Source organism: Niallia oryzisoli, assembly GCF_036670025.1.
In the GTDB taxonomy this organism is placed as follows: Bacteria; Bacillota; Bacilli; order Bacillales; family Cytobacillaceae; genus Bacillus_BD; species Bacillus_BD oryzisoli.
The window spans coordinates 4,128,625-4,154,227 of the sequence record NZ_CP137640.1 but is presented as its reverse complement, the minus strand read 5'-3'; the positions used below and the strand labels follow the sequence as shown (position 1 = coordinate 4,154,227).

Annotated in this window: 28 protein-coding genes; 18 read left to right on the top strand and 10 right to left on the bottom strand. The window is 36.9% G+C overall.

The genetic code is table 11. The features are described from left to right. The first annotated feature begins 37 nt into the window (after positions 1-37). The 3 genes from R4Z09_RS20835 (at position 38) to R4Z09_RS20825 (ending at position 2,784) form a co-directional block, all read left to right on the top strand. Positions 38-940 carry a DMT family transporter gene (locus tag R4Z09_RS20835; RefSeq protein WP_338448646.1) on the top strand — a complete coding sequence of 301 codons (903 nt, stop codon included), beginning with the start codon at positions 38-40 and terminating at the stop codon, positions 938-940. A 341-nt stretch (positions 941-1,281) separates the two neighbouring features. Further along, positions 1,282-1,458, top strand: a complete 177-nt coding sequence (locus tag R4Z09_RS20830) for a hypothetical protein (RefSeq protein WP_338448645.1) — start codon at positions 1,282-1,284, stop codon at positions 1,456-1,458. 213 nt (positions 1,459-1,671) lie between these two features. After that, positions 1,672-2,784: a transposase gene (locus R4Z09_RS20825; RefSeq protein WP_338448644.1), complete on the top strand. Its 1,113-nt coding sequence runs from the start codon at positions 1,672-1,674 to the stop codon at positions 2,782-2,784. A gap of 196 nt (positions 2,785-2,980) precedes the next feature. On the opposite strand, the gene nspC is transcribed toward R4Z09_RS20825, so the two are convergent. The 4 genes from nspC to R4Z09_RS20805 all read right to left on the bottom strand — a co-directional run bounded on the left by nspC (position 2,981) and on the right by R4Z09_RS20805 (position 8,722). Continuing rightward, positions 2,981-4,108: a carboxynorspermidine decarboxylase gene (gene nspC / locus R4Z09_RS20820; protein ID WP_338448643.1), complete on the bottom strand. Its 1,128-nt coding sequence runs from the start codon at positions 4,106-4,108 to the stop codon at positions 2,981-2,983. Beyond that, positions 4,098-5,348: a saccharopine dehydrogenase family protein gene (locus tag R4Z09_RS20815; protein WP_338448642.1), complete on the bottom strand. Its 1,251-nt coding sequence runs from the start codon at positions 5,346-5,348 to the stop codon at positions 4,098-4,100. Before R4Z09_RS20815 ends, nspC begins: the two co-directional genes overlap by 11 nt. A gap of 1,278 nt (positions 5,349-6,626) precedes the next feature. Further along, positions 6,627-7,469: an aldo/keto reductase gene (locus R4Z09_RS20810; protein ID WP_338453321.1), complete on the bottom strand. Its 843-nt coding sequence runs from the start codon at positions 7,467-7,469 to the stop codon at positions 6,627-6,629. Between the two features lie 38 nt (positions 7,470-7,507). Continuing rightward, complete coding sequence (locus R4Z09_RS20805) at positions 7,508-8,722, bottom strand: MFS transporter (protein WP_338448641.1); 1,215 nt, start codon at positions 8,720-8,722, stop codon at positions 7,508-7,510. 196 nt (positions 8,723-8,918) lie between these two features. On the opposite strand from R4Z09_RS20805, the gene R4Z09_RS20800 reads away from it, so the two are divergent. After that, entirely contained in the window at positions 8,919-9,281 is a 363-nt protein-coding gene (locus R4Z09_RS20800) for a winged helix-turn-helix transcriptional regulator (RefSeq protein ID WP_338448640.1), read from the top strand. An 83-nt stretch (positions 9,282-9,364) separates the two neighbouring features. On the opposite strand, the gene R4Z09_RS20795 is transcribed toward R4Z09_RS20800, so the two are convergent. After that, positions 9,365-10,213 carry a pyridoxamine kinase gene (locus R4Z09_RS20795; RefSeq protein ID WP_338448639.1) on the bottom strand — a complete coding sequence of 283 codons (849 nt, stop codon included), beginning with the start codon at positions 10,211-10,213 and terminating at the stop codon, positions 9,365-9,367. A 255-nt stretch (positions 10,214-10,468) separates the two neighbouring features. On the opposite strand from R4Z09_RS20795, the gene R4Z09_RS20790 reads away from it, so the two are divergent. After that, positions 10,469-11,014 (top strand): ECF transporter S component, encoded by a 546-nt coding sequence (locus R4Z09_RS20790; protein WP_338448638.1) that lies wholly within the window; start codon positions 10,469-10,471, stop codon positions 11,012-11,014. A gap of 198 nt (positions 11,015-11,212) precedes the next feature. Here R4Z09_RS20790 and R4Z09_RS20785 read toward each other — a convergent pair whose 3' ends face one another. Further along, the gene (locus R4Z09_RS20785) at positions 11,213-11,461 is read right to left on the bottom strand and encodes a hypothetical protein (protein ID WP_338448637.1); all 249 of its coding nucleotides are present in this window, start codon (positions 11,459-11,461) and stop codon (positions 11,213-11,215) included. 412 nt (positions 11,462-11,873) lie between these two features. On the opposite strand from R4Z09_RS20785, the gene R4Z09_RS20780 reads away from it, so the two are divergent. The 5 genes from R4Z09_RS20780 to R4Z09_RS20760 all read left to right on the top strand — a co-directional run bounded on the left by R4Z09_RS20780 (position 11,874) and on the right by R4Z09_RS20760 (position 15,949). After that, entirely contained in the window at positions 11,874-12,248 is a 375-nt protein-coding gene (locus tag R4Z09_RS20780) for a GntR family transcriptional regulator (protein ID WP_338448636.1), read from the top strand. Positions 12,249-12,260: 12 nt separating this feature from the next. Continuing rightward, positions 12,261-12,950, top strand: coding sequence for an ABC transporter ATP-binding protein (locus R4Z09_RS20775; RefSeq protein WP_338448635.1), 690 nt, complete (start codon positions 12,261-12,263; stop codon positions 12,948-12,950). Then, on the top strand, positions 12,947-13,777 hold the full coding sequence (locus tag R4Z09_RS20770; protein WP_338448634.1) for a hypothetical protein: 831 nt from the start codon (positions 12,947-12,949) through the stop codon (positions 13,775-13,777). The genes R4Z09_RS20775 and R4Z09_RS20770 overlap by 4 nt, the downstream gene beginning before the upstream one ends. Positions 13,778-13,792: 15 nt before the next feature. Beyond that, complete coding sequence (locus tag R4Z09_RS20765; RefSeq protein WP_338448633.1) at positions 13,793-15,010, top strand: hypothetical protein; 1,218 nt, start codon at positions 13,793-13,795, stop codon at positions 15,008-15,010. A gap of 153 nt (positions 15,011-15,163) precedes the next feature. Then, entirely contained in the window at positions 15,164-15,949 is a 786-nt protein-coding gene (locus R4Z09_RS20760) for a hypothetical protein (RefSeq protein WP_338448632.1), read from the top strand. Positions 15,950-16,057: 108 nt separating this feature from the next. On the opposite strand, the gene R4Z09_RS20755 is transcribed toward R4Z09_RS20760, so the two are convergent. After that, complete coding sequence (locus R4Z09_RS20755) at positions 16,058-16,219, bottom strand: hypothetical protein (protein WP_338448631.1); 162 nt, start codon at positions 16,217-16,219, stop codon at positions 16,058-16,060. Positions 16,220-16,326: 107 nt separating this feature from the next. Here R4Z09_RS20755 and R4Z09_RS20750 point away from each other — a divergent pair, with 107 nt between their 5' ends. The 4 genes from R4Z09_RS20750 (at position 16,327) to R4Z09_RS20735 (ending at position 18,561) form a co-directional block, all read left to right on the top strand. Continuing rightward, a complete protein-coding gene (locus R4Z09_RS20750) occupies positions 16,327-16,668 on the top strand; it encodes a hypothetical protein (RefSeq protein ID WP_338448630.1) in 342 nt (113 codons plus the stop codon). Between the two features lie 93 nt (positions 16,669-16,761). Beyond that, complete coding sequence (locus R4Z09_RS20745) at positions 16,762-17,298, top strand: CBO0543 family protein (protein ID WP_338448629.1); 537 nt, start codon at positions 16,762-16,764, stop codon at positions 17,296-17,298. 104 nt (positions 17,299-17,402) lie between these two features. Next, positions 17,403-18,425, top strand: coding sequence for a DUF3231 family protein (locus tag R4Z09_RS20740; protein ID WP_338448628.1), 1,023 nt, complete (start codon positions 17,403-17,405; stop codon positions 18,423-18,425). Between the two features lie 10 nt (positions 18,426-18,435). After that, positions 18,436-18,561, top strand: a complete 126-nt coding sequence (locus tag R4Z09_RS20735; RefSeq protein WP_338448627.1) for a hypothetical protein — start codon at positions 18,436-18,438, stop codon at positions 18,559-18,561. A gap of 195 nt (positions 18,562-18,756) precedes the next feature. Here the strand turns inward: R4Z09_RS20735 and R4Z09_RS20730 are convergent, their stop codons facing one another. After that, positions 18,757-19,431, bottom strand: coding sequence for a TerC family protein (locus R4Z09_RS20730; RefSeq protein WP_338448626.1), 675 nt, complete (start codon positions 19,429-19,431; stop codon positions 18,757-18,759). 291 nt (positions 19,432-19,722) lie between these two features. Here R4Z09_RS20730 and R4Z09_RS20725 point away from each other — a divergent pair, with 291 nt between their 5' ends. Together R4Z09_RS20725 and R4Z09_RS31155 are read left to right on the top strand one after the other, a co-directional pair. Further along, positions 19,723-20,331 (top strand): HD domain-containing protein, encoded by a 609-nt coding sequence (locus R4Z09_RS20725; RefSeq protein WP_338448625.1) that lies wholly within the window; start codon positions 19,723-19,725, stop codon positions 20,329-20,331. A 248-nt stretch (positions 20,332-20,579) separates the two neighbouring features. Beyond that, a complete protein-coding gene (locus tag R4Z09_RS31155; protein WP_422392207.1) occupies positions 20,580-21,176 on the top strand; it encodes a CBO0543 family protein in 597 nt (198 codons plus the stop codon). 66 nt (positions 21,177-21,242) lie between these two features. On the opposite strand, the gene R4Z09_RS20720 is transcribed toward R4Z09_RS31155, so the two are convergent. After that, entirely contained in the window at positions 21,243-21,731 is a 489-nt protein-coding gene (locus R4Z09_RS20720) for a MarR family transcriptional regulator (protein WP_338448624.1), read from the bottom strand. Between the two features lie 254 nt (positions 21,732-21,985). After that, positions 21,986-22,402 carry a MerR family transcriptional regulator gene (locus R4Z09_RS20715; protein WP_338448623.1) on the bottom strand — a complete coding sequence of 139 codons (417 nt, stop codon included), beginning with the start codon at positions 22,400-22,402 and terminating at the stop codon, positions 21,986-21,988. A 349-nt stretch (positions 22,403-22,751) separates the two neighbouring features. Here R4Z09_RS20715 and R4Z09_RS20710 point away from each other — a divergent pair, with 349 nt between their 5' ends. Further along, on the top strand, positions 22,752-23,792 hold the full coding sequence (locus R4Z09_RS20710; protein ID WP_338448622.1) for an NAD(P)-dependent alcohol dehydrogenase: 1,041 nt from the start codon (positions 22,752-22,754) through the stop codon (positions 23,790-23,792). A 230-nt stretch (positions 23,793-24,022) separates the two neighbouring features. Further along, complete coding sequence (locus R4Z09_RS20705; protein ID WP_338448621.1) at positions 24,023-25,600, top strand: cation:proton antiporter; 1,578 nt, start codon at positions 24,023-24,025, stop codon at positions 25,598-25,600. The last annotated feature ends 3 nt before the right edge of the window (positions 25,601-25,603 follow it).

The window sequence follows — 25,603 nt, the reverse complement described above, 5'->3', positions numbered from 1 at the left end:
AACACATTTATGAGAATCGTAAAAAGGAAATGATATCGTGTATGGTTCAAGAAAAATGCTTTTCGCCGACCTCTCCATGTTATTGATTACGATAAGCTGGGGATATAGCTTTATTTTGGCAAAAGATTTGTTGGTAGAGATGACCCCACTTTTCTACACCGGATCTCGTTTTCTACTGGCCGCAATCCTTTTGGGACTGTTGCAGTGGAAAAAGCTTAAGTACATGAATCGACTCTGCTTACAAGCTGGCAGTCTCGCCGGTGTCTTTCTCTGCGTTGCATATACAGCTCAGATTTTTGGCATTGGTTTGACCACCCCCGGAAAAGCAGGTGTTATCACTAGCACCAGTGTCGTGATCGTTCCGTTTCTCTATTTTATTTTTTCACGCATGCACATCCAGAAGGGACCCATCATCGGCTGCGTCAGCGCCTTTATCGGCTTGTGCCTCATATCTTGGGATGGCAGTTGGCAAGGTGTGAACCTTGGGGATCTGATGGTGCTTATCTGCGCAGTCTTTTTTGCCATTCATTTAGTATATGTCGATCGCACGTATATAAAATTACCTGATTTGGATCCAATGCTTTTCACCATAGTGCAACTTACTACAGTAGGGGTGATTGATATGATCATCGCCCTGTTTCTGGAGCCGGTACCGACAAATTTGTCAGGCTACGGCTGGTTTGCTTACCTGTTTGCGGTTATAGTTGGTACCCTACTTGGTTACATGGTCCAGATGCATGTGCAGCTTAACGTAAGTCCGATGCGAGTGAGCTTGATTTTTTCTTTGGAGTCCGTGTTCGCATTTGGTTTCTCTTGGTTAATCTGGGGAGAGCCAGTGAGCTCCAGCATTTTGTTTGGTGTTTTGCTCTTGCTTACTGGAATCTATATTACTGAATTTAGCAATTCCAGTTTGACATCCAAATATGGCGAAATGGAGTAAATAGTGCTCGCACACCCGAGGGTGTGCGTTTTTTGTATTTGGCGTACCTTTAACGATCCTTATCTACACAAAGTCCTCTGGTCTAATCAAATCCTAGGGAAAAGACTTTACTGGCAAGCATGGATGCTAATTTGGCGGTTTAAGGTTTCTTTCCGACGGTTAAGTCGTGATGGACGAGGGAGTTAGTCAGGTATCGATGGCGACAGTTGTACAACAAATAATGTGTTTTTTATAGTGGTACCTGTCTATAACCGTTTTGGGATCGCGCTAAGATAATCACTACAATAGCTGCGGACGAACAATCGGTTTATTATTCATGATTAAGGGAAGAATCAGTCAGAATGGGACGAATGGAGATTCTAGTGGGAATACAAGAAGCACCAGTAACAGAGGAAGGTCAAGAAGATGACGGAACTGAAGAAACTGATGAAGAAGTAGCAGAGAAAGGAACAGAGAATCCAGCAGATACGCCTGAAGCCCCAGTGGCAGAGGAATGGGCAGTTCTCACGTTTCATTAATAAAGAATAGGCTCAACAAAATGAATCGGCAGAACAGTCCCTATGTATAAGAGAACGAAAAATTTTAACGATCTCCGAAAGAAGTCTCCCATCCTCAAGGAATGTGAAGGGCGACAGCCCAATGAGGTGGGAGATGAATTTCGGTTGGCTTTAGCCAAAATAATAGTAAATTAAGAACAAATGTTCTATAATATTACTAGGAGGTGAATGGATATGACCAAGCAAAACAAAGCTTTCAAATTTCGGTTGTTACCAAACAAAGAACAAGTAGTGTTATTAGCTAAAACTTTCGGCTGTGTTCGTTTTGTCTATAATAAGATGTTGGCAGAACGCAAGGAAACCTATGAAAAGTTCAAGGATGATAAAGAAACGCTTAAAAAGCAAAAGTTTCCGACTCCTGCAAAATATAAAGGTGAATTTCCATTCCTAAAAGAAGTGGATTCACTAGCTTTAGCGAATGCACAAATCAACTTGCAGACTGCTTATAAGAATTACTTTGAAGGAAATGCTGAATTTCCAAAGTTCAAGAACCGTAAAGCAAAACAATCCTATACGACTAATTTAGTCAATGGAAACATCGAATTAAAAGACGGTCATATCAAACTCCCAAAACTAAAACTGGTAAAAATCAAACAGCATAGGAAAATCCCTGCTGATTATAAATTGAAATCCTGCAACATTTCCAGAATGAAGTCAGGGAAATACTATGTATCTGTTCTAACTGAATATGAAAAAGACATACAGCCTAAAAAAATAGAAAATGTCGTTGGGTTAGATTTTGCTATGGCTGAATTATATGTGAGTAGCGAGAATGAGAAAGCCAATTATCCTCGCTACTATCATGTCATGTCAGAAAAATTAACAAAAGCACAACGCATTCTGTCCAAGAGTAAGAAAGGTTCTGCACGTTGGAACGAGCAACGCTTAGTAGTGGCTAAATTACATAAAAAAGTAGCGAACCAGCGTATGAATTATCTTCACCACAAATCAAAAAAATTAGCTTCCAACTTTGATGCTGTCGTGATTGAGGACTTGAATATGAAAGGAATGTCTCAAGCCCTTCACTTTGGAAAAAGTGTTCACGACAATGGGTGGGGCATGTTCACTACTTTCTTAGCGTACAAGCTAAAAGAACAGGGTAAACAGCTAGTAAAAATTGATAAGTGGTTTCCTTCTACTAAAAAATGTTCTTGTTGCGGTGCAGAAAAGCCTATGTCGCTATCTGAACGCACCTATCAATGTTCTTGTGGCTATGTAGCAGAACGTAACTATAATTCTGCCGTCAATATCAAAAATGAAGGATTACGCTTACTGGCATTATCATAGAAACAAAAACTCTTGGAACAAGAGGGTTTAGCTCGGTCAGTTTTCGTTGGCTAGTAAAAGCATCGATAAGTCGAGAAGCCCCACTTCAAGCAGACCGTAAGGTTAGCTAAGTGGTGGGTAGTTCACCTAAGTGTATATAGGGACAGGCACGTCGAACAACTTTTGGTCCATGGTGCCTATGTCCCACTATTATCTTTTATGCGAGTCTCATCCTAAAATCTGAGTAGCTAAATTCATGTACAATATGATATTCCCCATCTTTATTTTTAACGGCAATGGATGGTAATGACATACCGTTAAAAGTGTTGTTTTTCACCATAGTGTAGACCGCCATATTACCAAAAACTAGACGATCACCACTCTTTAATGGCTGATCAAAAGAATAATCTCCGATCGTATCGCCTGAGAGACAGGTTTGCCCACCAAGACGATACAAATATGGGTTTTCTCCTGCTTCGCCAGATCCAAGTAGAGGCGGACGATAAGGCATTTCCAACACATCTGGCATATGACAGGTTGCAGAAGTGTCAAGAATAGCAATTTCCATTCCGTTTTGAACCGTATCAAGTACAGTAGCAACTAGATATCCTGCGTTTAGAGCCACTGCTTCTCCTGGTTCAAGATAAACTTCTAAACCGTATTTATCCTGCATTCTCATAATACAAGCTTCAAGTCTCGGGATGTCATAATCTTCCCTTGTGATATGATAACCACCGCCAAAGTTGATCCATTCCATTTGTGACAGCCAAGGTTCAAACTTTTCCTCTACTACATCAAGCGTTGTTTCTAAATCATCAGAGTTTTGCTGACACAGAGTGTGGAAATGAAGCCCTGAAACACCTTCAAGCAACTCGGGACGAAAATGCTTTTTGGTTACACCGAATCGGGAAAAGGGTGCACATGGATCATAGAGGGAACGTCCACCTTGTGTGGAATATTCAGGATTGATACGTAAGCCAGTCTTTTTACCATAGTGAAGAACTTTTTCTTTATATTTTTCCAACTGTGAAAAGGAATTAAAGACGATATGATCACAAAAAGAAATGATTTCATTAATTTCATCTTCCCGATAGGCAGGGGAAAAAATGTGATTTTCTTTACCCATTTCCTCATAACCAAGACGAGCCTCGTATAAGCCGCTTGCTGTCGTACCACTTAAATATTTTCCAATCAGAGGATACATGGTCGTCATTGAAAAAGCTTTTTGTGCTAAAAGAATTTTACATTCCGTACGTTTCATGACTCCGTTTAAGATTTCTAGGTTTTTTTCCAAAAGAACTTCATCGATCACATAACATGGTGTTGGTAATTCTTCAATTCTCATATTTACCATCCTTCTCCGGCTCTATGAGTTTTACAGTCTCAGAATCTACAAGCACTGGGTTAAAGTCTTCATTCCAAGGAAGTCCCCATTTATTTAGTGCTTCCATGAATGGATCGGGATCAAATTCTTCAATGTTATATACGCCTGGTCTATTCCATTTTTCTGTTAAGATCATCGCTGCACCAATCATTGCTGGTACACCTGTTGTATAAGAAACGGCTTGAGAACCCACTTCTCTATAGCACTCTTCATGGTCACAAACATTGTAGATATAATAGGTTTTATCTTGTCCGTCCTTTTTTCCTTTAAAGATACAGCCAATGTTTGTTTTCCCTTTAGTACGAGGTCCAAGTGAAGCTGGATCTGGTAATACAGCTTTTAAAAATTGAAGTGGAATAATTTGTTTTCCATCAAATTCAATTGGTTCAATAGAAGTCATTCCAACGTTTTCAAGACATTTTAGGTGAGTTAAGTAACTTTGACCAAATGTCATGAAGAAACGGATACGCTTTAGTCCTGGGATGTTTTGAACAAGAGATTCCAGTTCTTCATGGTAAAGAAGATACATGTCTTTCTCACCGATTTCCGGGAAGTCATAAACGCGTTTAATCTCCATTGGTTTTGTTTCAATCCATTCCCCATTTTCCCAATACCTTCCGTTAGCAGAGACTTCACGGATATTGATTTCTGGATTGAAATTGGTTGCAAACGGATAACCATGATCCCCTGCATTACAGTCTAGAATATCAACATATTCAATTTCATCAAAGTGATGTTTGAGGGCAAAAGCAGAGAATACACCTGTTACACCAGGGTCAAATCCACTTCCTAAAAGAGCTGTTATACCAGCTTTTTCAAAACGTTCACGATATTCCCACTGCCATTTATATTCAAATTTTGCGGTATCTTCCGGTTCGTAGTTTGCTGTATCGAGATAGTTCGTTTTTGTTGCTAGACAAGCATCCATGATAGTTAAGTCCTGGTAAGGTAAAGCTAAGTTCATTACGATATCTGGTTTTACTTCTTCTATTAAAGTAATTAACTCGCCTAAATTGTTTGCATCAACCCGAGCAGTTGTTATTTTCGTTTTTCCACCATCTAATTTGGCCTTCAACTCATCACATTTTGATTTTGTTCGACTTGCGATACAAATTTCTTCAAATATATCACTGTTTTGGCAGCATTTATGGATGGCTACTGATGCTACTCCACCACAACCAATAATAAGTGCTTTTCCCATCTCTAATCTCCTAACTTAATCGATTTTGTAAATGAAAAAGGGTAGTCCAAGTAAACTAATTAGGATGCTTGATTAAATAAATGATTGTAGTGTCTCTTCTTACCATTTATCAGCTATTAAATCCATTTAAGTCTTTGATGTAACCTTCCTTCGGAACATTATTATCTCTCGTGATCAAGTCAGTCTTATAGTAAGTTAGATATTCTCCATACTTTCTTTCGGTTTAGAGTGGTAAAACTACTTTTGTAACACCTCCGCTGCTGAATAATATAGAAATGGAAAATGCCCTTGTCCCATTAAACATTTCATTGCAACTTTCATCAATTAACGCAGTACTTGAATGAAGTACATTAATTTCTTAATCAATATATGACTCTAATGATTGCTATGTATATGCTTTTGTCTATGAATAAGAGTGCTGTTAGAAATAATAAATGAGGTTTAGTTTAAGTGCTTTTTTATTAAAAGGGGAGATTAAAAAAGTAACACTATGTAGTATGGTGTACAGAAAACCAGAAGGATGTATCATGGATTGAGGCTTTCATAAGATACAAGTATTATAGGTTTGTATATTTTAACTTTTTATTGGTATTGGTAATGAATATTTGCTGTTATTTATTTAGCAAACGGGCATTATCCAGAATAATATATTTGATATTAATTGGCTGTAGATATGCTGTAATCAAGGGGGACCAAATATGCTCTTCAAAAATTAAGTTATAATGGTCAAACGTTTACATCCGAACCCGAACAGTTAATCAACCCAGGTGATTATAATCATTTTAAACTCGGAAAACAAATTAGAAAAACTCAAGACGGAATGCGAATACACGAAGTGAATAATGACGAGAAACGTATTGCAATAAAAGGTTTTATGTTTCCAGCGACATTTTATAAATTGAGTGATTGAGAAAAATAGCCAATAGTTAAAGTACCTTGAAATGTATGTTATCATAATGCTAATTAACACACCATTTGGTGTGTTTTTGTTAGCAATGGTTGAAGTGGAGAGTATCGGTAAGCTATGTAATTATGTAAAATAGTAATCTGAGTAAGTATATCTAACAAATAATATGGTAATAAACCGAAGTGTTGCTTTTCCTTTTATCTATTGGACACAATTTCCAATAAGGATTGAAATGATAAAGAATAGCATTGGGGAAGAAGAAGCTAAAGGGTACTTTATAAAAATGCACACCAATGGTACTTCAAATGATATGATCTCATATAAAAATAGGCGTATAATTAAATACGCCTATTAATATCTAATTACTATGATTAAAAATCAAAATGATCCGGATCTGGTCCTACACGAAGATTTTGATTCAACCCATGAATAATCTCCATTTCCTCCTTGGATATGGCAAAGTCAAAAACATTTGCATTTTCAATTATTCGATGTTCTTTCGTTGATTTTGGAATGGTGACCACACCGTTTTGTAGGTCCCAACGCAGGATAATTTGGGCTGTGGATTTATGATATTTATTAGCGATCTCTATTAGAATATCGTTATCGAGTAATTGACCCTGCATTAAAGGTGACCAAGCTTCAAGCTGAATGCTATTTTCATGACAAAAAGCCTGCAGTTCTTTTTGAGTTAATCGAGGGTGGTATTCCACTTGATTGACCATCGGCTTTATTTCAGCGTCCTTCATTAAATCTTCCAGATGGTGAATGTGAAAATTGCTCACACCGATCGCCTTTACTCGACCTTCTTTATAAAGAGTTTCCAGCGCTCTCCAAGCTTCCTTGTATTTTCCTTCAACAGGCCAGTGAATCAGGTATAAATCTAAATACTCTAACTCAAGTTTCTTTAAGTTTTTCTCATAAGCAGCAATCGTTGATTCATATCCAAGATCGGCATTCCAGACCTTTGAAGTGACAAACAGTGCTTCTCGAGATATGCCTGCTTCCATGAGGCCTTCCTTAATCCCTTTTCCAACCCCTTCTTCATTTTCATAAATTGCTGCTGTATCAACACTTCGGTATCCATGTTTAATCGCGGTCTTGACTGCGTTCACTAATTCAGGGCCTTCTTCGACTTTAAAAACACCGATGCCAAACCAAGGCATTTTTACACCGTTATGCAAAGTGGTTGTATCTTGTAAATGTTTCATTATGTTAAACCTCCAATTATTTTTTTCTAAAATCTTCATCTCTAACAGGAAACTTCCAATTTTGCCCTTTCAACAGACGGGGATTTTCGTTCCAAAGCTCTACTACACGCAGTCAGAATGGCAGCAGCTAATACCATTAGTGCTCCAATCCATGAAGTATGAATAATTCCAATTGAATCTGTTATGATTCCACCTAGATAGGAACCAATGGCTATTCCTCCATTAAAGGCAGCAATATTAATAGCTGACGCAACATCCACTGCACTTGGAACAAAGCGCTCGGCCAGCATGACAACATATACCTGCAGACCCGGTACGTTCATAAAGGCTAATAATCCCATGAAAATAATTGTAATGAACCCGGCGAGTTTAAAGGGAGCTGTGAACATCAACACAAATAAAATGATGGCTTGTACGATAAACATATAAAATAGGGCACGAATCGGATTTTGGTTCGAAAGCTTTCCGCCAATCATGTTGCCAATGGCAATCGCTATTCCATACACGAATAAAATGATGGCTACCATTTCTTCTTTAAAGCCCGTTATATTTTGAAGTAACGGCGATAAGAACGTAAAGACAACAAAGGTCCCGCCATATCCTAATGCTGTAATGGTAAATAAAAGTAATAATCGGCTATTTGTCACGAGCTTGACCTGATCACGAAAGGTTGTTTTTACTCCTTTTCTTAAATGCGATGGGACGAGAAAGCTATTTGCAAATAGTGCAATCATACCAATGATGACAATGGTAAAAAATGCAGCTCTCCAACCCAGCTGTTGGCCAATAAAAGTACCAAAAGGAACTCCTGTAACAGTAGCCACTGTAAGCCCTGTAAACATAATCGAAATCGCACTGGCACGACGATTTTCGGGCACTAAATCAGCCGCAATCGTTGATCCTATTGACATGAAAACACCATGTGAGAAGGCAGATATCACGCGAGCAGCTAGTAATAAACCAATAGAATGAGAGAATGCAGCGAGGCTGTTTCCTATAATAAAGACAACCATAATCCAGAGTAATAAGGTTTTTCGAGACATTTTCGATGTCATCGAAGTCAGGATCGGAGCTCCAAAAGTCACCCCTAGCGCATATAAGGATACAGTTAACCCTGCAGTGGTTACCGGTATACTTAAATCTTTAGCGATCAGCGGCAGTAATCCGACACTGATAAATTCTGTGGTACCTATTGCAAATGCACTGACTGCTAATGCAAGCAGCGCCAATGTACTTTGTTTTTTACCTAAAGCCATAAGTTTTCCTCCTTATTTGTTTGAATAGCAGCTTTCTTTTTCGTAAATACGAATGAAGAAAGGATAGTATAAATCGGCCGGCAAATGTTATTATGAGATAGTTGAGTTAAAAAAAGAAGTACGCACTTTTAAGTGATATAGATACTTATAAGTAATATAGGTACTTTTTAGTACCTATAAGCAGGAGGATCATTTCATGGAAAAAAAGAAATATAATATATCAGTTGAAGCCACATTAGAGGTGATTGGAGGCAAGTGGAAATGCGTAATTCTTTGCCATCTTACGCATGGAAAGAAACGGACAAGTGAATTAAAACGCCTGATGCCGAACATCACACAAAAAATGTTAACCCAGCAGCTCCGGGAACTGGAAGAAGATGGCGTGATTAATCGGATTGTTTATAATCAAGTCCCTCCAAAAGTAGAGTACGAATTAAGTGAATATGGAAAAAGTCTCGAACAAATATTAAGTGCTTTATGTACTTGGGGAGAACATCATATTATTAAAGTTTATGGAGATAAATCAAAGGTTTTAGAGGAAAGTATTTTAAATAATTAATGTTGTTTCAAGAACTAGAAAATTAAAAAAGACACTACCTAATTGCTATGTTAAAGAGGTAGTGTCCTTTTTAAATTAAATAATTATAATAACATTCTTAAGTATTTTTCGAAGTTAACTCCTGCTTCATGAGGAACGTGCTCGAAGGAGGCGTCGTTGATGGCCTCTGTAAGGAATTTCACTGCAAGCTGGACAGATTCTTCGAGGTCCTCTCCACGCATCATGCTTCCCATTATCACAGATGCAAATAAATCACCTGTACCAGAATAACTATCACCGTTATATTCCATTGCAGTATAAAAGGTTCTATTTCCGTCCAAATACATATTGCCGATAGACTGCTTATCTGAATCTGCTGACGGGGGATTTACTCCAGTGATGATCACCTGAGCTCCAGTTTCTTGCTGCAATGTATTCCCAGCTTCTTCTAACGCTTTAATATAGTCCTTTTCATTTGAATAGCTATGCAGCTTTTCATAAGACAATCCGGTTAACAAACAGCACTCCGTCACATTTGGTGTAATCACATCTGCATGCTTTACAAGTTCTTTCATTCGTACCAACAATTCATTGGTAAAAAGTTTATAGACTTCTCCTGTATCTCCCATGACCGGGTCAACAAGTAAAAGGGTTTCTTTTGTATAGAATGTATCTAAAAATTGAAAAATCGTTTGGATTTGCTCTTCACCCGTAACAAAGCCGGTATAGATTCCATCAAAGGTTACATCAAGCTTTCTCCATTCCTCGATATAATTGTTCATTTTTGATGTCAAATCTTCACAAAAAAAACTAGGATAACCGGTTTGCGCCGAGAGGACAGCCGTTGGTAACGGGCATGCCTGCACACCCATGACGGAAAGAACCGGAATCACAGCTGTTAATGAACATTTTCCAAAAGATGATAAATCCTGTATGACTGCAACTTTTTTCATTATAAACCTCCATAAAAACCAATCAAGCTTAAACCTTATTTATCTTACCACAAAAAAAGAAACTCGAAAATTCTAAAAGAATGCTGTGGAAGCTCTTACAAAATATACCAAGCGCAGTTGTTAAAACGCTTGTAATCACTATGTTTAAATTGTTATTAAAAATATGGACTGAATTTTTATAAAAAAATGGCTCTTTTATATATTCCAGCCTTTTGCTAAAGTCATAGGTAAATTCAACTTAGGAAGGTTAGATATATGGAAAAAACACAAACACAAAGTTATGTAAAGCCAGGCCACAAAACGTTAGATTTAATTTTAACCTCTATGTTAGTTGCACTTGTTTTTGTTTCTACGGTCTTTTTGAATATTAAACTACCAATTACGGCAAATGGGGGTTTAGTGCATCTAGGAACAGCGATGCTTTTTATTGCATCGATTTTATTTGGTCCTAAAAAAGGGGCGCTTGCTGGTGCAATAGGAATGGGATTATTCGATATGGTCGGAGGCTGGCTGGTATGGGCACCTATCACCATTGTGGCGCGTGGCTTGCAGGGATACCTTGTTGGTAAAATCGCTTGGTCAAAGGGCAGCAAAGGCAATAGTCTTGGTTTAAATATTACTGCAACCATCGTTTCCATGCCATTTATGATTGCTGTTTATTATATTGGGGAAGGAATTCTTTACGGCAATTGGATTGCACCATTAGCTTCGATACCTGGTGACCTTGTTCAAAATATTTTAGGAATTATCATTGCCATTCCAGTGTGTGCTGCATTGAAAAAAGTTCCTTATTTTAAGTAAAATAATGGATGAAAACCTCCTTTGCTTAGGAGGTTTTTTCATGAGCGGAACAGGGGTATCCTGACCCAGGGCAGGGAGATAAGGGGACAGATTCATTGACCTAAAAGAAATAAGTATTATTTAATAGATTGGTAAACGGTGCCTGTCCCTGTGTTTCCGTGAAGATAACTGTTTCTTCTGGCTGACACTCACTTATTTTTAATCCTTGTCACATCCACATTTTGTAAGCTTCCAAGCAATCCATGCTAATATGAATGCCAAAATCAGCTCTGGAATAACTACATACCAAAAATGGAAGTTTATTATTGTTTGAGCAAGCTCAGGTTGGTTGGCCATGGCTAGGGCAGCTGCTGCTCCTGATAGACCAATGCCCAAACCGATTCCTATAAAGCCTAATAAGGCTAAGCCCGCTCCAATACAACAATTCAATATGCTTCGCGTCGACATCGACTCACCTCCTGGAAATTGGCGTCCATATAGTTTATTCATATAAAAGTGTGCCCGTATAGACTCCATACGCCAAACAAACCAGGAATTGACACTAGTAGTGTATTAAGGGTATAATACAAGGCAGAAGGTGTATTATATCCTTAATACATTTTTATAAGAAATGACAATTCCTTGTACCGTTAGTGTATTAATCTATTAATACACTAAGCTGAACTTGTTTTTGACTATTTTTTTTACACAGGACAACTGCATAAGTGTAATACAGTCAGAGGCAATGAAAATATTTATTTTTTCTCCACGGTTTTTTAGGTTTGAACAGCTTTCACATCGAAAGCCATTTATTTTTGTTTTTACTGTATTAATCATTTAATACAGAAGAAACTTACTATGTGTTTTAGGAGTTGGGTCTATGGAGGCAAAGTTTAATCATCGAGATCCCGTTTATGTGCAAGTTATGCGGCATTTTAAAGAACAAATTGCTAGAGGGTACTTTGAACCGGGTCAGGAGATTCCATCGAGAAGGGAACTGGCGAATAAGATGAAGATTAATCCAAATACGGCGCAGCGAGCGTACAAAGAAATGGAGGAACAGGGATTGATTTTTACGGAAGGGAATTTACCAAGCCGCATTACGAAGGATGATCAGCTGTTGAAAAGGGTGCGAGAGGAATTGATTTTAGAAGCGGTTGATACATTTGTGCATTCCGTTCGGACCATCAATGTTCCGCTGCACGAGGTGTTGAATCTAGTGAAGGATCAGTATGAAAAGGAAAGACACGAATAGGGAGGGGATTAAGTGATTGAAGTAAAACAAGTAACGAAAAAATTTGGAAAAAAGAACGTGTTAAATGGGGTTTCCTTCACTGCGGATAAAGGCGAGATTACCTGTTTAATTGGCATTAATGGGGTAGGGAAGACCACGATTATGAAAGCAATTATGGCTTTAACACCAATTGACGGCGGAGAAGTCCTGATTGACGGGGTAAAAATACATAAAGAGACTTATGAAAAAATTTCCTTTATTCCTGATACGATTACGATGCCGCCATCGATGAAAATAAGAGACGCTTTTACTTTCATGGCTGACTTTTATGGCGGTTGGAATCAGCTTAGAGCAAATGAACTTCTCCAATTTTTCAGGCTGAATGAAAGTGATCGCATTTCGGAACTGTCGAAAGGGAATACGGCCAAGGTAAATCTGATGCTTGGTCTCTCGCTGGATGTCGATTATATCCTCATGGATGAGCCATTTTCAGGGATCGATATTTTCAGCCGTGAACAAATCACCGATGTATTTACCAGTCATTTAATTGAAGACCGTGGTGTTATTATCACAACTCATGAAATCAATGATATTGAGCATTTAATTGATAAAGCCGTTTTAATGGATAACGGTGTTGTCTTAAAAGAATTTAGAACAGAAGAAGTCCGAGAAAAGGAAGGAAAATCGGTAGTGGATGTCATGAGAGAGGTGTATAAAGGATGAATCGGTTTTTAAAGCTAGTCCATTTTGAGTTTCATCGATTTTTGAAACTTTATCTCGTGTTAATGGGAATAACAATTCTATTACAAATGATTGGTGTAATAGTTGAATCACGGAATTATGTAAACCGAGCCAATCAACTCATTTACAAAGAATATATGCCAATGGAACAGTTTATCGAACAATATGGTACTTATTCGTTTATGCAGATGGTCCATTCCTTTTGGTTCATGGGACCGATTACCCTATGTATTGCGGCTTTACTCATTTATGTCTTTTTTATTTGGTATCGCGATTGGTTTGGGAAAAGCACCTTTATTTATCGATTGTTCATGTTGCCGACATCACGCTTGAATGTCTACTTTGCAAAGGGAGCGGTGATTTTCCTATTGATTCTTGGACTTTTAGCACTTCAACTAGTATTAATACCGCTTGAAAACCGAATGTTACAGTTGATGGTTCCGAAAGAATACCTTGACGTACTCACTGTTAATCAAATAATGAAGGTTGATTATTTAAGTATCCTATTTCCACCCTCCTTTATTGAATTTCTTTTAACATATGGAGGCGGAATGACAGCAGTGTTTATTGTGTTTAATGCGATTCTGTTTGAACGTTCTTACCGCATGAAGGGGATTGTGTTTGGGATTCTCTATTGTGCTTGTTCTCTTTTCATCTTTTTGGCCCCCATCCTGGTGGATTCTTTTATACTAAAAAACTACTTTTATCCCCTTGAGATATTATTCATGGAAATTGGAACGGGGATCATTGTTCTAGCGGGTGCCATTTGGACAGGAAATTATTTATTAAAGAATAAAGTAAGGGTTTGATAGGAGGTTGAAAATATGAAGCGATATTGGAAAAGCATCTTACTTTGTTCCCTATCGATCATCGTGGTTGGCACTTTTTATATTCAATCCAGCTTTGCTGATCAGACAAATATCCAAATTAAATTTGATAGAGTTAAAGGTGATGAGAATGAAGTAAAGGATCTTATTTTATACGGTGATTATTCGGTTGGTAATCTATATCAATCATTAAAAATTACAAGTGAGGAAACGATCGATCAGAATCAACAATCCTTTTTACAAAGAATGACAACGGGTCGCTTTGCCCCGGTTTTTAAGGATCTAATGAAAGAGCACAAGGGTTTTTTGCGCGGCAAGGAGTTATCTCCTGCTAATTATTATGAAAATGAAAATTTATTAGTCTATGCGGGTTTAAAAGGGGATTCAAATGAGTATCCAATGAGGAATATCAAATTTGATATTCAGATTTTCAATAAAAAGTCAGGGAAAAAAATGGTATTCCAGTCAGATATACCAGAAAAGGAAAAGTATAGCTTTATGAATGTGGAAGATGTTCAAGTTATAAATGGTGAATTGAAGGTAATGGTACGAGGATTTGGAATCCATGGTGGAGAAGATTTACGTTATTATACCTTTAACATAGATGAGCAAAAATTGGTAAAGGATGAGACGATTGTTTCCACTCAAACGACAGAAAAGAGGTGGACAGATATAAGAATCATCCATGATTATAACTCAATTCAGCCACAAAACCATTATCTTATTCTCACGGAGACATATGAAGCTCAAAGGGTACAAGAGAATGGGGAAATGACATCCTATGATGGTGAACCAAAATTAGTAGAAAATGAAGCTTTTGTTTACCGTATAGACAAGAATCAATTGAAAAAACTAGAAATTCCTGATGAATTACCGCAATCAGGCGAATCGTATTCGATCGTTGATTCTACCATCTTTATTCACAATCGATCAGCAAATGGAATCGAAGTGAATCAATATGATATGGAAAAGGAAGAATGGGAGAATCCATTGACATTTGAATTGCCGCTATCTGCAAATAAGAAGGATCAGCCATATATCAAATTCATGAATGGAAAAATGTACCTCATTCGTTCAACCAGTAACGGTCATACGCTTTTTATAGGAGATGTCAAAACAGGAGAGTCCTTATATGAAGGAAACTTAAATGTTAAAAATCAAAGGGATGTTCAAAAAGAATATCAACTGTATTTTCATGAAGTTAACTCTCTTTAATAAAAATGAATGGGACAGAGGGACAGGCACCGCGTTTCGAGACGCGTTTGCCTGTCCTTCTGTCCCGTTTTTAATGTAAAATATAATTAGAAATGTATTTATTTGGGAGTCGCCGATTAGAAGAATTTGATATTGAAATGGAGGTGCTGTAAGGTGAAAAAATTTTTAAAAGTGTTCATTACGTCAATAGCAGCTTTATCACTTTTGGTTAGTTGTGAGGAAAGTAAAAAGGTAGACAATAAAACGATGACGGAAGAAAAGGAGGCAACAGAGGAGAAACGAGATATTAACGACCTTGTAACCATAAAGGAAATAGTAAATAAAGAAGGCATTTCTCCAAATGGTGAAAAGGTGAGGTATGTATATGAAGCACCAATTATCCATATTGATAAACCTGGAGCGAAAAGGGTAAATGAAACGTTTCTCAATTTGATAAAGGATCTGGAAGAACGAATGGATGATGGCCAGCTTATACCTCTTTCAGTAAGCTCAAAAGCGTATTTAAATGACGGAATTATATCGGTTGTGATGGATACAAATAAAACTGGGCCAGAAGGAATCTATGCAGTGAATTATGAGATAGACAACGATCAAGAGATAAGTACGAAAGATTTACTGGAAAACTATCAATTTGATCCTCAAAGACTGATTGCAGAAATAAATAGACAGGTGGAAATAAACGGAAGTAAACCTGAAACGGAGCAGGATTTTTTCGGCATCGATTATTTTGCAGATACGATCATAACAAACAGCTCTGATTTTCCTTCGCAGGATGAATATTTGAAGAAGCTGGACGAAATACAGAAGAAAACAATGGAAGAAAAAGAAAGATTTGTCGTGGAAAACATAGACAAAATAAAGGCTTATCTCAATCAGGATGGAAAATTTGTGTTTATTCATAGGGCAGCCCTGTCAGATGAGGAGCTAATTGTTGAGTGAATGTAGCATAAAGAGGGGAAAAGGAACGTCAACAGCGTTCCTTTTTTTACGTTAAGGCTGCGGTTATGTCACAATCCTTTGTTCTGTAACAGGACAATGAGCGGTTTTTTAATCGCGCATTGCACCTGCTTCCCGGGAAGTCATGGCTCCTTGTCCTTGGCTTACATCTTTTTGAATTTCCTGTTTCACCTTTTGTGCCTCTGTTCCGGCAAATCCTGGTTGCATAATGGAATTCAAATTCTCATTTGTTTGTTGATTATCCTGTTGCATAAAAGCCCTCCTTGTGGGTCACGGTGCCTGTCCCTTCGACCCTTAGTTTAAGAATAGGCTTTCCTACTTAGGATAAAGTATTACTAAAAAGTAAAAGAGGGGTTTGTATGAAATTTCTTGTAATTGGTGCAATTATATTAGGTTCTATTGTTTTTTCTTTATTACCCATACTATCTGCACATTTTTTTCAACCAACAATAAAAGACAGCATTAAATTTAATGTGTATTTTCTTCCTCTTTCTTTTTTAGGAAACATTGTACTATCCTGGGGTTTCATTCAAGGCAGCAGAATATTTGGAAATACGGTTATGCTTGGAGGTATTCAGACTGGGGCATATGCAGTTCTAGTTGCATTATTATCTAGTTTAGTTTTACACCAGAAGATTTCGGTATTTTCGATTATTGGACTTTTTCTCATTGCAATAGGTACGATCTTTTTAAATAAATAACTGTGTCGCAGGAGGAGCACCACAACCCTTTCGAGAATACTTTCAAAAATTTGGTGGATATTAATGATAATATTTCTTATGGGAGTTTTGTGAATGGCTTCTTATCAAAAGGAAAAAAACATTATCATTTCTATTTATATCTTAAATGCTCTTTTATTGTTTAAATTTGTCCCGAAAGATAAAATTCGGCATGCAACGGTGATTTTTCTTTTTAAACAGGTTATCACTTGGTTTTTTGGATTACTCGTTGTTGAAAAGAAACTAATTGAGTATCCCTATCGTCCATTTTTTAAAAAAACTTATAAAGCAAGCTTTTGTTTTGAATATTTCTTTTATCCTGTACTTAGTATTTTATTTAACCTTTATTACCCTGAAAAGAGAAATGCTTTGATCAAGACTTTATACCAGTTTATTCATGCGTCAATGATCACTGCTCTTGAAGTATTGATTCTTAAATATTCTAAGTTAATTCGTTATAAAAATTGGAAATGGTATTGGAGTTTTATGACCATTTGGTTTTCCAATTATCTTTCACATAGATTTTACAAATGGTTTATAAAAGAAAATGGGACACAGGGACAGGCACCTTGGCACCGGGCTGGGAATCTCGAACCGCCAGAAGTAACTTGACCCAATGTATAAGAAGAGAGGACCAATTTTTTTCAGTCACGCAAAATGAAGCAAAACAACCGTCCCCATGCTGCCAGAATTAATAAAAATTGGAGGGTATTCTTTTGGGCATCTTTGGAAATACAAAGAAAAATCCTTTAACTGCTGCGGAAATATCAGCTTTATGGCTTCAGTATATGGGTGATAGTATGGCAATCTGTGTTTATAAATATTTTTTGAGAATTGTTGAAAATGCAGAGATAAAGTCTATCCTACAATTTGCCTTACAATTAGCTGAAAATCATGTCACGGAAATCACTACAATCTTGAAAAGCGCGAATTACCAAATCCCAATTGGCTTTACAGGTAAAGATGTGAATCTGAAAGCTCCGCGTCTGTTTTCTGACCAATTTTTACTTTTTTATTCTTATATTATGACAATCCATGGGTTAACCTCCTACAGCCTAGCTATTACCAATGTGGAGAGAGAAGACATCCAAGATTTTTATTTTGAATGTGTGGGATCATCTAGAGAATTGTACAAAAAAATAATGGAATTGGCTAAAACCAAATTCCATTTTACAAGTGTGCCGACCGTTGATTCGCCGGATGAAGTGGAATTTTTTGATTCAACAGGAATCATTGCCAATTTATTTGGTGACAAAAGACCGCTCAATAGTTCTGAAATCAGCAACCTTTTCTTTAATTCTAGGAAAACTGGATTTATCAGATCGTTAAGTTTGGCTTTTAGTCAGGTGGCAGTGGCGGAAGAAGTTCGCCAATTTATGATCAAAAATGTGAAATTAGCGGGAAAAGATGCAGAAAGCTTTGAAGCGATCCTGCAGGAGGATAATCTTCCAATACCCGAGAGATGGGATGCTGAAATCACCGATTCGACGGTAAGTCCATTTTCAGACAAATTGATGATGTTTCATGCAGCGTTATTAGTCAATACGGCTCTATCCTATTATGGGGCTGCAATGGGTTCCAGTCTAAGATCAGATATCATCCTTAACTACAAGGGAGTATTTAACCATGCACTGCAGGCGGGAGCTCTTTGTTATACTATTATGGTTAAGCATGGATGGTTAGAAAAACAGCCTGAAGCGATTGATAGAAATTCACTTGCCAAAGGTTCGCAGGAATGAGACGCGAGGAGTGAAGAATAGACTCGTACAGGTTATCCTGATTGCTGATGATGTATTTGTTATCAGTAGAAATAATTCTTCATTAAGACAAAAACCTCCTTGGCTTGGAGGTTTTCATGTTTTTGAAGCCGCCTAACCCCTTGCCTCCAAAATTTTTTTGCTCATCATGTTATATATTAATTTTGCTTCGTTATTATCTATGAAATGACAAAGGGCCCTGTCATCGATAATTATGTGAGAGGAAGTATGATTAAATATGATGAAAAAATCTCTTTTAATTGCGGCGGTTTTAACAAAAAAGCTTGGTGTTCATACCAAGCTTTTAAACTTCCTAAAGGATCGTTCGATTTTGGAATCTCCTTATAACCCCGATTATAATCACAATAATGGCTATGTCTAATGCAAAAACATTTATCCAACTGTTAATTTGTATTTCTAAAAAATTTTCAATAAAGAGTATTGGTATTTTTGTTATGGGGTCTTTAACTATGTTTAAAATAGCAATATGGGCTAATAATCCACTTGTGATTACTTGAATCCAAGATGTGTTTCCTAAAATGTCCGAAAACGAATTATATAAGAAAAAAACAGCAGATACACTTAAGAATATACCTATTATTATAAAAAGGGGGTTTGATGAGAGTTCGGCTGTGATTATTACACTATCTAAACAAACTGAAAAATCTGTAGCAAGAACAATCAACATCATTCGAAAAATCGATATACTTGGAATCGGTCTCGCCTTGCTGTCATTCTCAATAGACCATACTAACCGAAATGCAATAAATAGAATAATTACCCCTGTAATGAATCTCAAACCCGGAAATTCAGCTAACGAATGAATAACCATTACATATATCGTTCGGCTTAAGGTTATACTGAAAATAATGTAAATGAACAATTCTCCAATCTTATAGCCATATTTTCGGATAACAGCTGAGATAATAAGAAGGTTGTCAAGATCGTTAATACTATTCATTAAAAATATTTTTATAATATCACTCAAAATCCAATTCCTCCTGAATTTCTACCAATTTAATTTATTTTTTTGTTGAAAAAGCATGAAAAAATATTACTGCAATATAAATCATAATGATGCCGATAAAAGTGCTGCCTAAATAATACAATATGCTAACTAATGGTTTTCTATTTCGAATAAGTTCATAAATTTCACTTTCAAAAGTTGATAGGAAACGGAACCCGTCAAGAATATTCTGTCTTTTGTTTTTTTATTCATTTTGAAGAGATAAAATGAAGGAAAATAGACTACTGTCAGGCTGAAAAGAGAGGTATGCAAATGGATAATGAGAGATTGAAACGGCAAATTGATTTTATTGTTGAAATTGATCAATTGAAACGAGTCATGCGTCAAAGTCGAATTATTGGAGACACACAAGATGAATCACTATGGGAAAATTCAGCAGAGCATTCCTGGCATTTTGCTATGCTGGCGGTGATTCTTAGTGAATATGCAGACGAGTCTGTTGATATCGCCAAAGTTATGAAAATGGCATTGATACACGATATTGTTGAAATCGATGCAGGGGATACCTTTGCCTATGACCAGGTTGGTAATCTAGACAAGGCTGAAAGAGAAGGGAGGGCTGCTTCCCGTATCTTTGGTTTGCTTCCGGATGATCAACGTGATGAAATGATGGCGCTGTGGTTGGAATTTGAAGAAGGGGAGACGAATGAAGCACAATTTGCGGCTGCCTTAGATTTGGTCCAACCATTGCTGCAGAATTACTATACACAGGGATATTCCTGGAAAAAGAATAAAGTGACGTCCGATCGAGTGCTTGCACGAATTGAAGGTGCAACTAAAAACTCTAAGGCTCTAAAGGAGTTCGTTGAATGGCTGATCACCGATGCGGTCAATAAAGGGTATTTAAATGAAAAAGAATAATAGTTTGATGTGACATCCTGGGGAGAGTTCTTTGTTTCTGTCAATTGAAGAAAAAGAACCCTACCCATACTTTTATTAAATGGGAAGATTGAATAACACGTTTTGGTTAACTGAAACGATGGTGTGTATAACTAAATGAAATTGATTTCCTGGGTCAAGGTGCCTGTCCCTCCGACCCGCGAAATGAAATACATAATTTGTAAAGCAATACGGAAACTATTTGTATTAAATAAATATAGGTGGAATGTATGAGCAAAAAACAAATATTGAAATGGAAGCATATTGTCTTAATATTGCTTGTTTTAGTTTTAAGCGTTTGTGGGAAGGCATGGCGTGATTTTCCGAAGCATTACAAATCCTTAAGCTATGTTACTATTGTGCATGTGCTTTATTACAAATTATGTAAAAGGCATCTTGTTTGGGAATTTACACCTTCGAATTTTAATTGGAGGTTATTGCGAATTATTCATATTTTCATTGTCACACCATCACTAGTCCTTTTATTTCTTTCTAAGTATCCAAAAGCTCGATGGAAACAGCTTTGTTATCTTGTTAAATGGGTTTTGTCCTCTAGTATTGTTGAATACATCGCACACAAGCAAAAAATGATTCAGTACAAACATGGCTGGAACATTTTTTGGTCAAGCGTACTCTACGCAATGATGTATATACTTAGTTCTCTGTTTACTAAAAGACCACTATTAACGTTCTTTCTCTCCGTTTGTTCAATTGTATTTTTCATTATTAAATTTAAAGTACCAATCAAAAGCAAACAACTGTTTTCACGTAGATTTGACACCATTGTTGATTGCTTTTACCATTCGAAGTTGGAAGATTTACTATAATTTCTTATATTTTCATAACAGAGTAGCTCTTGAGGCTGCTCTGTCATTTTCGATTGAGAATTAACTTCATATATAATCTACACCTTCAATTTTCGCCATAACGACTTTCCTGTAAAAATCTTCTCCTTTCATAACATCAAGAATCTTTTTCCCACAATCTAAAAAATGAAATAATTCCTTCTCTGATAAATGGTCCATCGGAAATGGAAAGTGTTCTTTCATTTGAATGGATTGAATTATATCTTTAAAGCGACTTTTCCCCTCTTCGGAGATAGAGACCTTTTTACATTTCCGCTGCGTAGGATCAGGCGAAACAGAAATAAGACCATTTTCCTTCAAAGGCTTGAGCAGTCTCGTTACAGTAGAGATATGCCAACAGCCTAATTCACTTATTTGAGTAGGTGTAAGGGAAGGGTTGACTGTAAGTAAAAATAAAATATGCTGCTGGGCAGGGGATATATCATAATCTTTCCCTAATGTAGACCATTGTTCTGCCAAACAAAAATACAATGCTCTTATGGTCAAAACCATTTTTTGCTGAATCAAAAAATTCATTATGCATGATCCTCACTTGTAGCTACAATTGTAAATACAAGTAATAGTATCCTTAATGATGGATAAAGTATGCATAAGGTTACAATTTTTATTAACTTGCTTTTTTTACTTAAACAGACCACTTCCTTCTATGATAGGAACCTCATTCTGACAAGGAGAAAGTGAAAAAAGAAGAGTCTGTCAGAATAAGAGCCTCATTCTAAAAAACCACCTGTCATTCCTATATAAATTTTATGAACGACAGGTGGTTTTCTTTAATTAGTACTAGGAATCTCTATTTTATTGTTTTTATGAATATCTTCTGTACCAGCTTCCAAAGCCTTCTTGTAATACGAACATTTATGCTCGATGAGTTTCATTGTTTTTTTTAGTTCTTCCATCTGTGCTTCTACACTGGATTTTCTTTCCATAAACATGTCATATCGCTGCTGCAGCGTGGAGTCCCCGTCAAAGCACCATTCAATGAATTTTTTTATTTCCTTAATAGGCATCCCGGTGGATTTCAGACATTCAATTATTTTTAAAGCGTCGATATCGGATTCTTTAAACAATCGTGTTCTGCTGGCTGTCCGCTCAACAAAAGGCATAAGTCCCTCTTTGTCGTAGTAACGCAAGGTATAGACGGTAAGATTCAATTCTTTAGCAACTTCGCTGATCGAAAATGTCTTCAATGTTTATCTTCCTTTCTAAATAATATAGACCTCGAGTAAACTCTAATGTTATGACGGGATTCTATCAAGTTATTTGCTGTATATTAAAGTCACATGAAAGGAATGTATAAATTTGCTTGTTTAATAGAGTTATACTTTCTTTAAAAAAACAGTTAAATCGATGATAGGAAACCAGTATGGCCGGGGAGATTTTTAAAAGAAAAATATCTGAATCACTTGACCTAGAGTTAACTATAGGGATTAACATTGGTTTTGCAAGAGAAATATACAGTGATAGAAAATGAAGGGAATCGTTTCCCTTATACAAGCATATTCTCTTGAAAAGTTTAGATAATTGGAGGTTTTACATATGATAACTGCTAAAGCCAGAGCTGTCGATGGTCCAGACAAACCGTTCCGCGTAGCTGAAATTAAACGACGTGATCTTGATACTCATGATGTTCTAATTGAAATCAAATATGCCGGCATATGCCATTCTGACATTCATACTGCTCACGGTGAATGGGGGCCCGTGAACTATCCTCTCGTACCTGGACACGAAATTGCCGGTATTGTTACGGCAGTAGGGGCACAGGTGACAAAATACAAGGTTGGTGACCGGGTAGGGGTCGGATGTATGGTTGACTCTTGCGGCAAGTGTGAGAACTGCCTTAAAGGAGAAGAACAATACTGTCTCAAGGGAAATATCCAAACCTATGCAGGTGTTGACAAATACGGCGAACCTACTCAAGGAGGCTATTCTACTCACATTGTTGTACAGGAAGATTTCGTTCTAAGAATTCCTGATAGCATTGAGCTTGATGTCGCCGCACCATTACTATGCGCAGGGATTACGACATATTCTCCACTAAATCATTGGGGAGCTGGTTCAGGTAAGAAAGTAGCGGTGGTTGGTATGGGCGGTCTTGGTCATATGGCTGTTCAAATTGCCCATGCCATGGGTGCCGAGGTCACAGTTCTTTCACAGACATTGAAGAAAAAGGAAGATGGCTTGCAATTGGGCGCGGACCACTACTATGCAACAAGCGATCCAGAAACATTCGAGAAACTTGCCGGACATTTTGACTTAATTATTAACACGGTAAGTGCACAGATTAAATTGGATGCTTATTTAGGGCTGCTCACTCTTGATGGTGCTCTGGTAAATGTTGGTGCTCCTGCAGAGCCATTGTCACTAAATGTGTTCTCTCTCATCGGTCATCGCCGTTCATTTGCAGGTTCCATGATTGGTGGCATTCGTGAGACGCAGGAAATGTTAAACTTCTGTGCAGAACATAACATTGTTCCTAAGATAGAAGTGATTTCAGCCGATCAAATTGACGAAGCCTATGAACGTGTATTAGCTTCAGACGTGAAGTATCGATTCGTGATAGACATTAGCACAATGTAATTTGCGTCAATAATTGGTTTAATGGTAATTAGGTTTGTTCCAAATGCTTAGGATTTTAGGACACCCTTTTACTCATAGAATTTAAACAGTAAGGATAAAAACTGGTCTTAACATTAATAAAGTTGCACCATCAACTTCTGAGATGGTGCAACTTTATTTGTTTCATTCGGATAAAACTGATACAAACAACTCCCTTTTGGAATACTAGAACCTAAAGGGGGTTATGAAATTTGCATGACGTAGATTTACATCATATTTTCAAACTTGGACTTATTTTAGTAATGATTGCAGCTGGAACAACAGCTATAGCCAAAAAACTCAACCGACCTTACCCGATTGCATTAGTAATTGTAGGTACAATTATTGGTCTTATAAACATCCCAATTTTTGAGCCTTTAAAGGATTTTATTACAGAAGGTGAAATCTTCAACTTTGTTATCATTACTCTGTTTTTGCCTGCTTTATTAGGTGAAGCGTCTTTAAAGCTTTCCTTTTCTCATTTAAAAGAGAATAAAAAGCCGATTCTAGCTCTAGCTTTTGGAGCGACGCTTCTATCATTTCTTATTGTTGGTTTTTCTTCAATATGGCTTTTAGGTTTTTCCATTCAAACAGCATTTGTTTTTGCTGCTTTAATGAGTGCCACAGACCCGGTAAGTGTTCTTTCAATTTTTAAAAGCTTAGGCGTAAACAAAAGGCTGGCAATTGTTATTGAAGGAGAAAGTCTATTTAATGATGGACTTGCGGTAGTCCTTTTTAAAATCTCCGCCTTTTATTTGCTGACATATCTTGATATTGGATTGGCGGGTATAGGATATGGAATATGGGAATTTATTAAAGTGATTTTCCTTGGACTAATCATTGGAGGTGCGCTTGGTTTTGGTTTTTCAAAATTAACAAGCTACTTTGACGATTATCCTTTGGAAATCATCTTTAGTGTTATTCTGTTTTATGGATCTTTCTTAATTGCCGAAGCTGTACATGCCTCTGGCGTAATTGCTGTTGTTGTTGCTGCTATGATTTTTGGAAATTACGGGGCAAAAATTGGAATGAGCCCGACTACAAAGTTAAATATTAATAATTTTTGGGAAGTCACGGCACTATTAGCTAATTCAATTGTATTTCTAATGGTAGGGCTGGAAATAACCAGGATTAACGTAACAGACAAATGGGGGTATATTTTTCTTGCGATATTAATCGTACTTGTGGCAAGAAGTATTTCCGTTTATGCAAGTTTACTATTCACTAAGAATTTCTTCACCAGTTGGAAGCACGTAATCAATTGGGGAGGGCTTAAGGGATCATTATCAATTGCCCTTGTTTTAAGCCTGCCACGAGATTTTGCAGGTCGGGAGGAAATTCTAATATTTGCATTCAGTGTAGTGTTATTCTCATTGGTATTTCAGGGACTTTCAATAAAACCCCTATTATCTATCCTAGGAGTAAATAAAAAAGCAGAGGGATTTAAAGAATATGAAGAAATTGTAGCACGAGGACATAAATTCGAAACGGCTATTACGGAAATAAACAGGGTTAGAAAGAGGTTGTTTATTACTGAAGCTGCTTCGAATGAGATTATTACACAATACGAACAACAACTATCGGAATTAAAGAACAAATTGGAGCAACTTTTTGAGAAGTATCCTAATCTAAAAGAGAAACAACAAATCATTTTACAAAAATATGCATTATACGCACAATACGAAACCATTGATAAATTAAACAAGGAAGACATTCTCTCTAATGAAGTCGCTGAGCATGAACGTAGTCAAATTATGGACGAATTAGTAAAATTAGAAGATTCAATCTAATAA

Excerpts from the sequence above, each read along its gene's own strand:
- nspC (WP_338448643.1), bottom strand. The coding sequence starts at position 4,108 with ATGAGAATTGAAGAATTACCAACACCATGTTATGTGATCGATGAAGTT.
- R4Z09_RS20765 (WP_338448633.1), top strand. The coding sequence starts at position 13,793 with ATGAAGCGATATTGGAAAAGCATCTTACTTTGTTCCCTATCGATCATC.
- R4Z09_RS20795 (WP_338448639.1), bottom strand. The coding sequence starts at position 10,213 with ATGAAAAAAGTTGCAGTCATACAGGATTTATCATCTTTTGGAAAATGT.
- R4Z09_RS20830 (WP_338448645.1), top strand. The coding sequence starts at position 1,282 with ATGGGACGAATGGAGATTCTAGTGGGAATACAAGAAGCACCAGTAACA.
- R4Z09_RS20815 (WP_338448642.1), bottom strand. The coding sequence starts at position 5,348 with ATGGGAAAAGCACTTATTATTGGTTGTGGTGGAGTAGCATCAGTAGCC.
- R4Z09_RS20800 (WP_338448640.1), top strand. The coding sequence starts at position 8,919 with ATGGAAAAAAAGAAATATAATATATCAGTTGAAGCCACATTAGAGGTG.
- R4Z09_RS20790 (WP_338448638.1), top strand. The coding sequence starts at position 10,469 with ATGGAAAAAACACAAACACAAAGTTATGTAAAGCCAGGCCACAAAACG.
- R4Z09_RS20825 (WP_338448644.1), top strand. The coding sequence starts at position 1,672 with ATGACCAAGCAAAACAAAGCTTTCAAATTTCGGTTGTTACCAAACAAA.
- R4Z09_RS20770 (WP_338448634.1), top strand. The coding sequence starts at position 12,947 with ATGAATCGGTTTTTAAAGCTAGTCCATTTTGAGTTTCATCGATTTTTG.
- R4Z09_RS31155 (WP_422392207.1), top strand. The coding sequence starts at position 20,580 with ATGAGCAAAAAACAAATATTGAAATGGAAGCATATTGTCTTAATATTG.
- R4Z09_RS20780 (WP_338448636.1), top strand. The coding sequence starts at position 11,874 with ATGGAGGCAAAGTTTAATCATCGAGATCCCGTTTATGTGCAAGTTATG.
- R4Z09_RS20750 (WP_338448630.1), top strand. The coding sequence starts at position 16,327 with ATGAAATTTCTTGTAATTGGTGCAATTATATTAGGTTCTATTGTTTTT.
- R4Z09_RS20745 (WP_338448629.1), top strand. The coding sequence starts at position 16,762 with ATGGCTTCTTATCAAAAGGAAAAAAACATTATCATTTCTATTTATATC.
- R4Z09_RS20785 (WP_338448637.1), bottom strand. The coding sequence starts at position 11,461 with ATGTCGACGCGAAGCATATTGAATTGTTGTATTGGAGCGGGCTTAGCC.
- R4Z09_RS20720 (WP_338448624.1), bottom strand. The coding sequence starts at position 21,731 with ATGAATTTTTTGATTCAGCAAAAAATGGTTTTGACCATAAGAGCATTG.
- R4Z09_RS20805 (WP_338448641.1), bottom strand. The coding sequence starts at position 8,722 with ATGGCTTTAGGTAAAAAACAAAGTACATTGGCGCTGCTTGCATTAGCA.
- R4Z09_RS20755 (WP_338448631.1), bottom strand. The coding sequence starts at position 16,219 with ATGCAACAGGATAATCAACAAACAAATGAGAATTTGAATTCCATTATG.
- R4Z09_RS20710 (WP_338448622.1), top strand. The coding sequence starts at position 22,752 with ATGATAACTGCTAAAGCCAGAGCTGTCGATGGTCCAGACAAACCGTTC.
- R4Z09_RS20725 (WP_338448625.1), top strand. The coding sequence starts at position 19,723 with ATGGATAATGAGAGATTGAAACGGCAAATTGATTTTATTGTTGAAATT.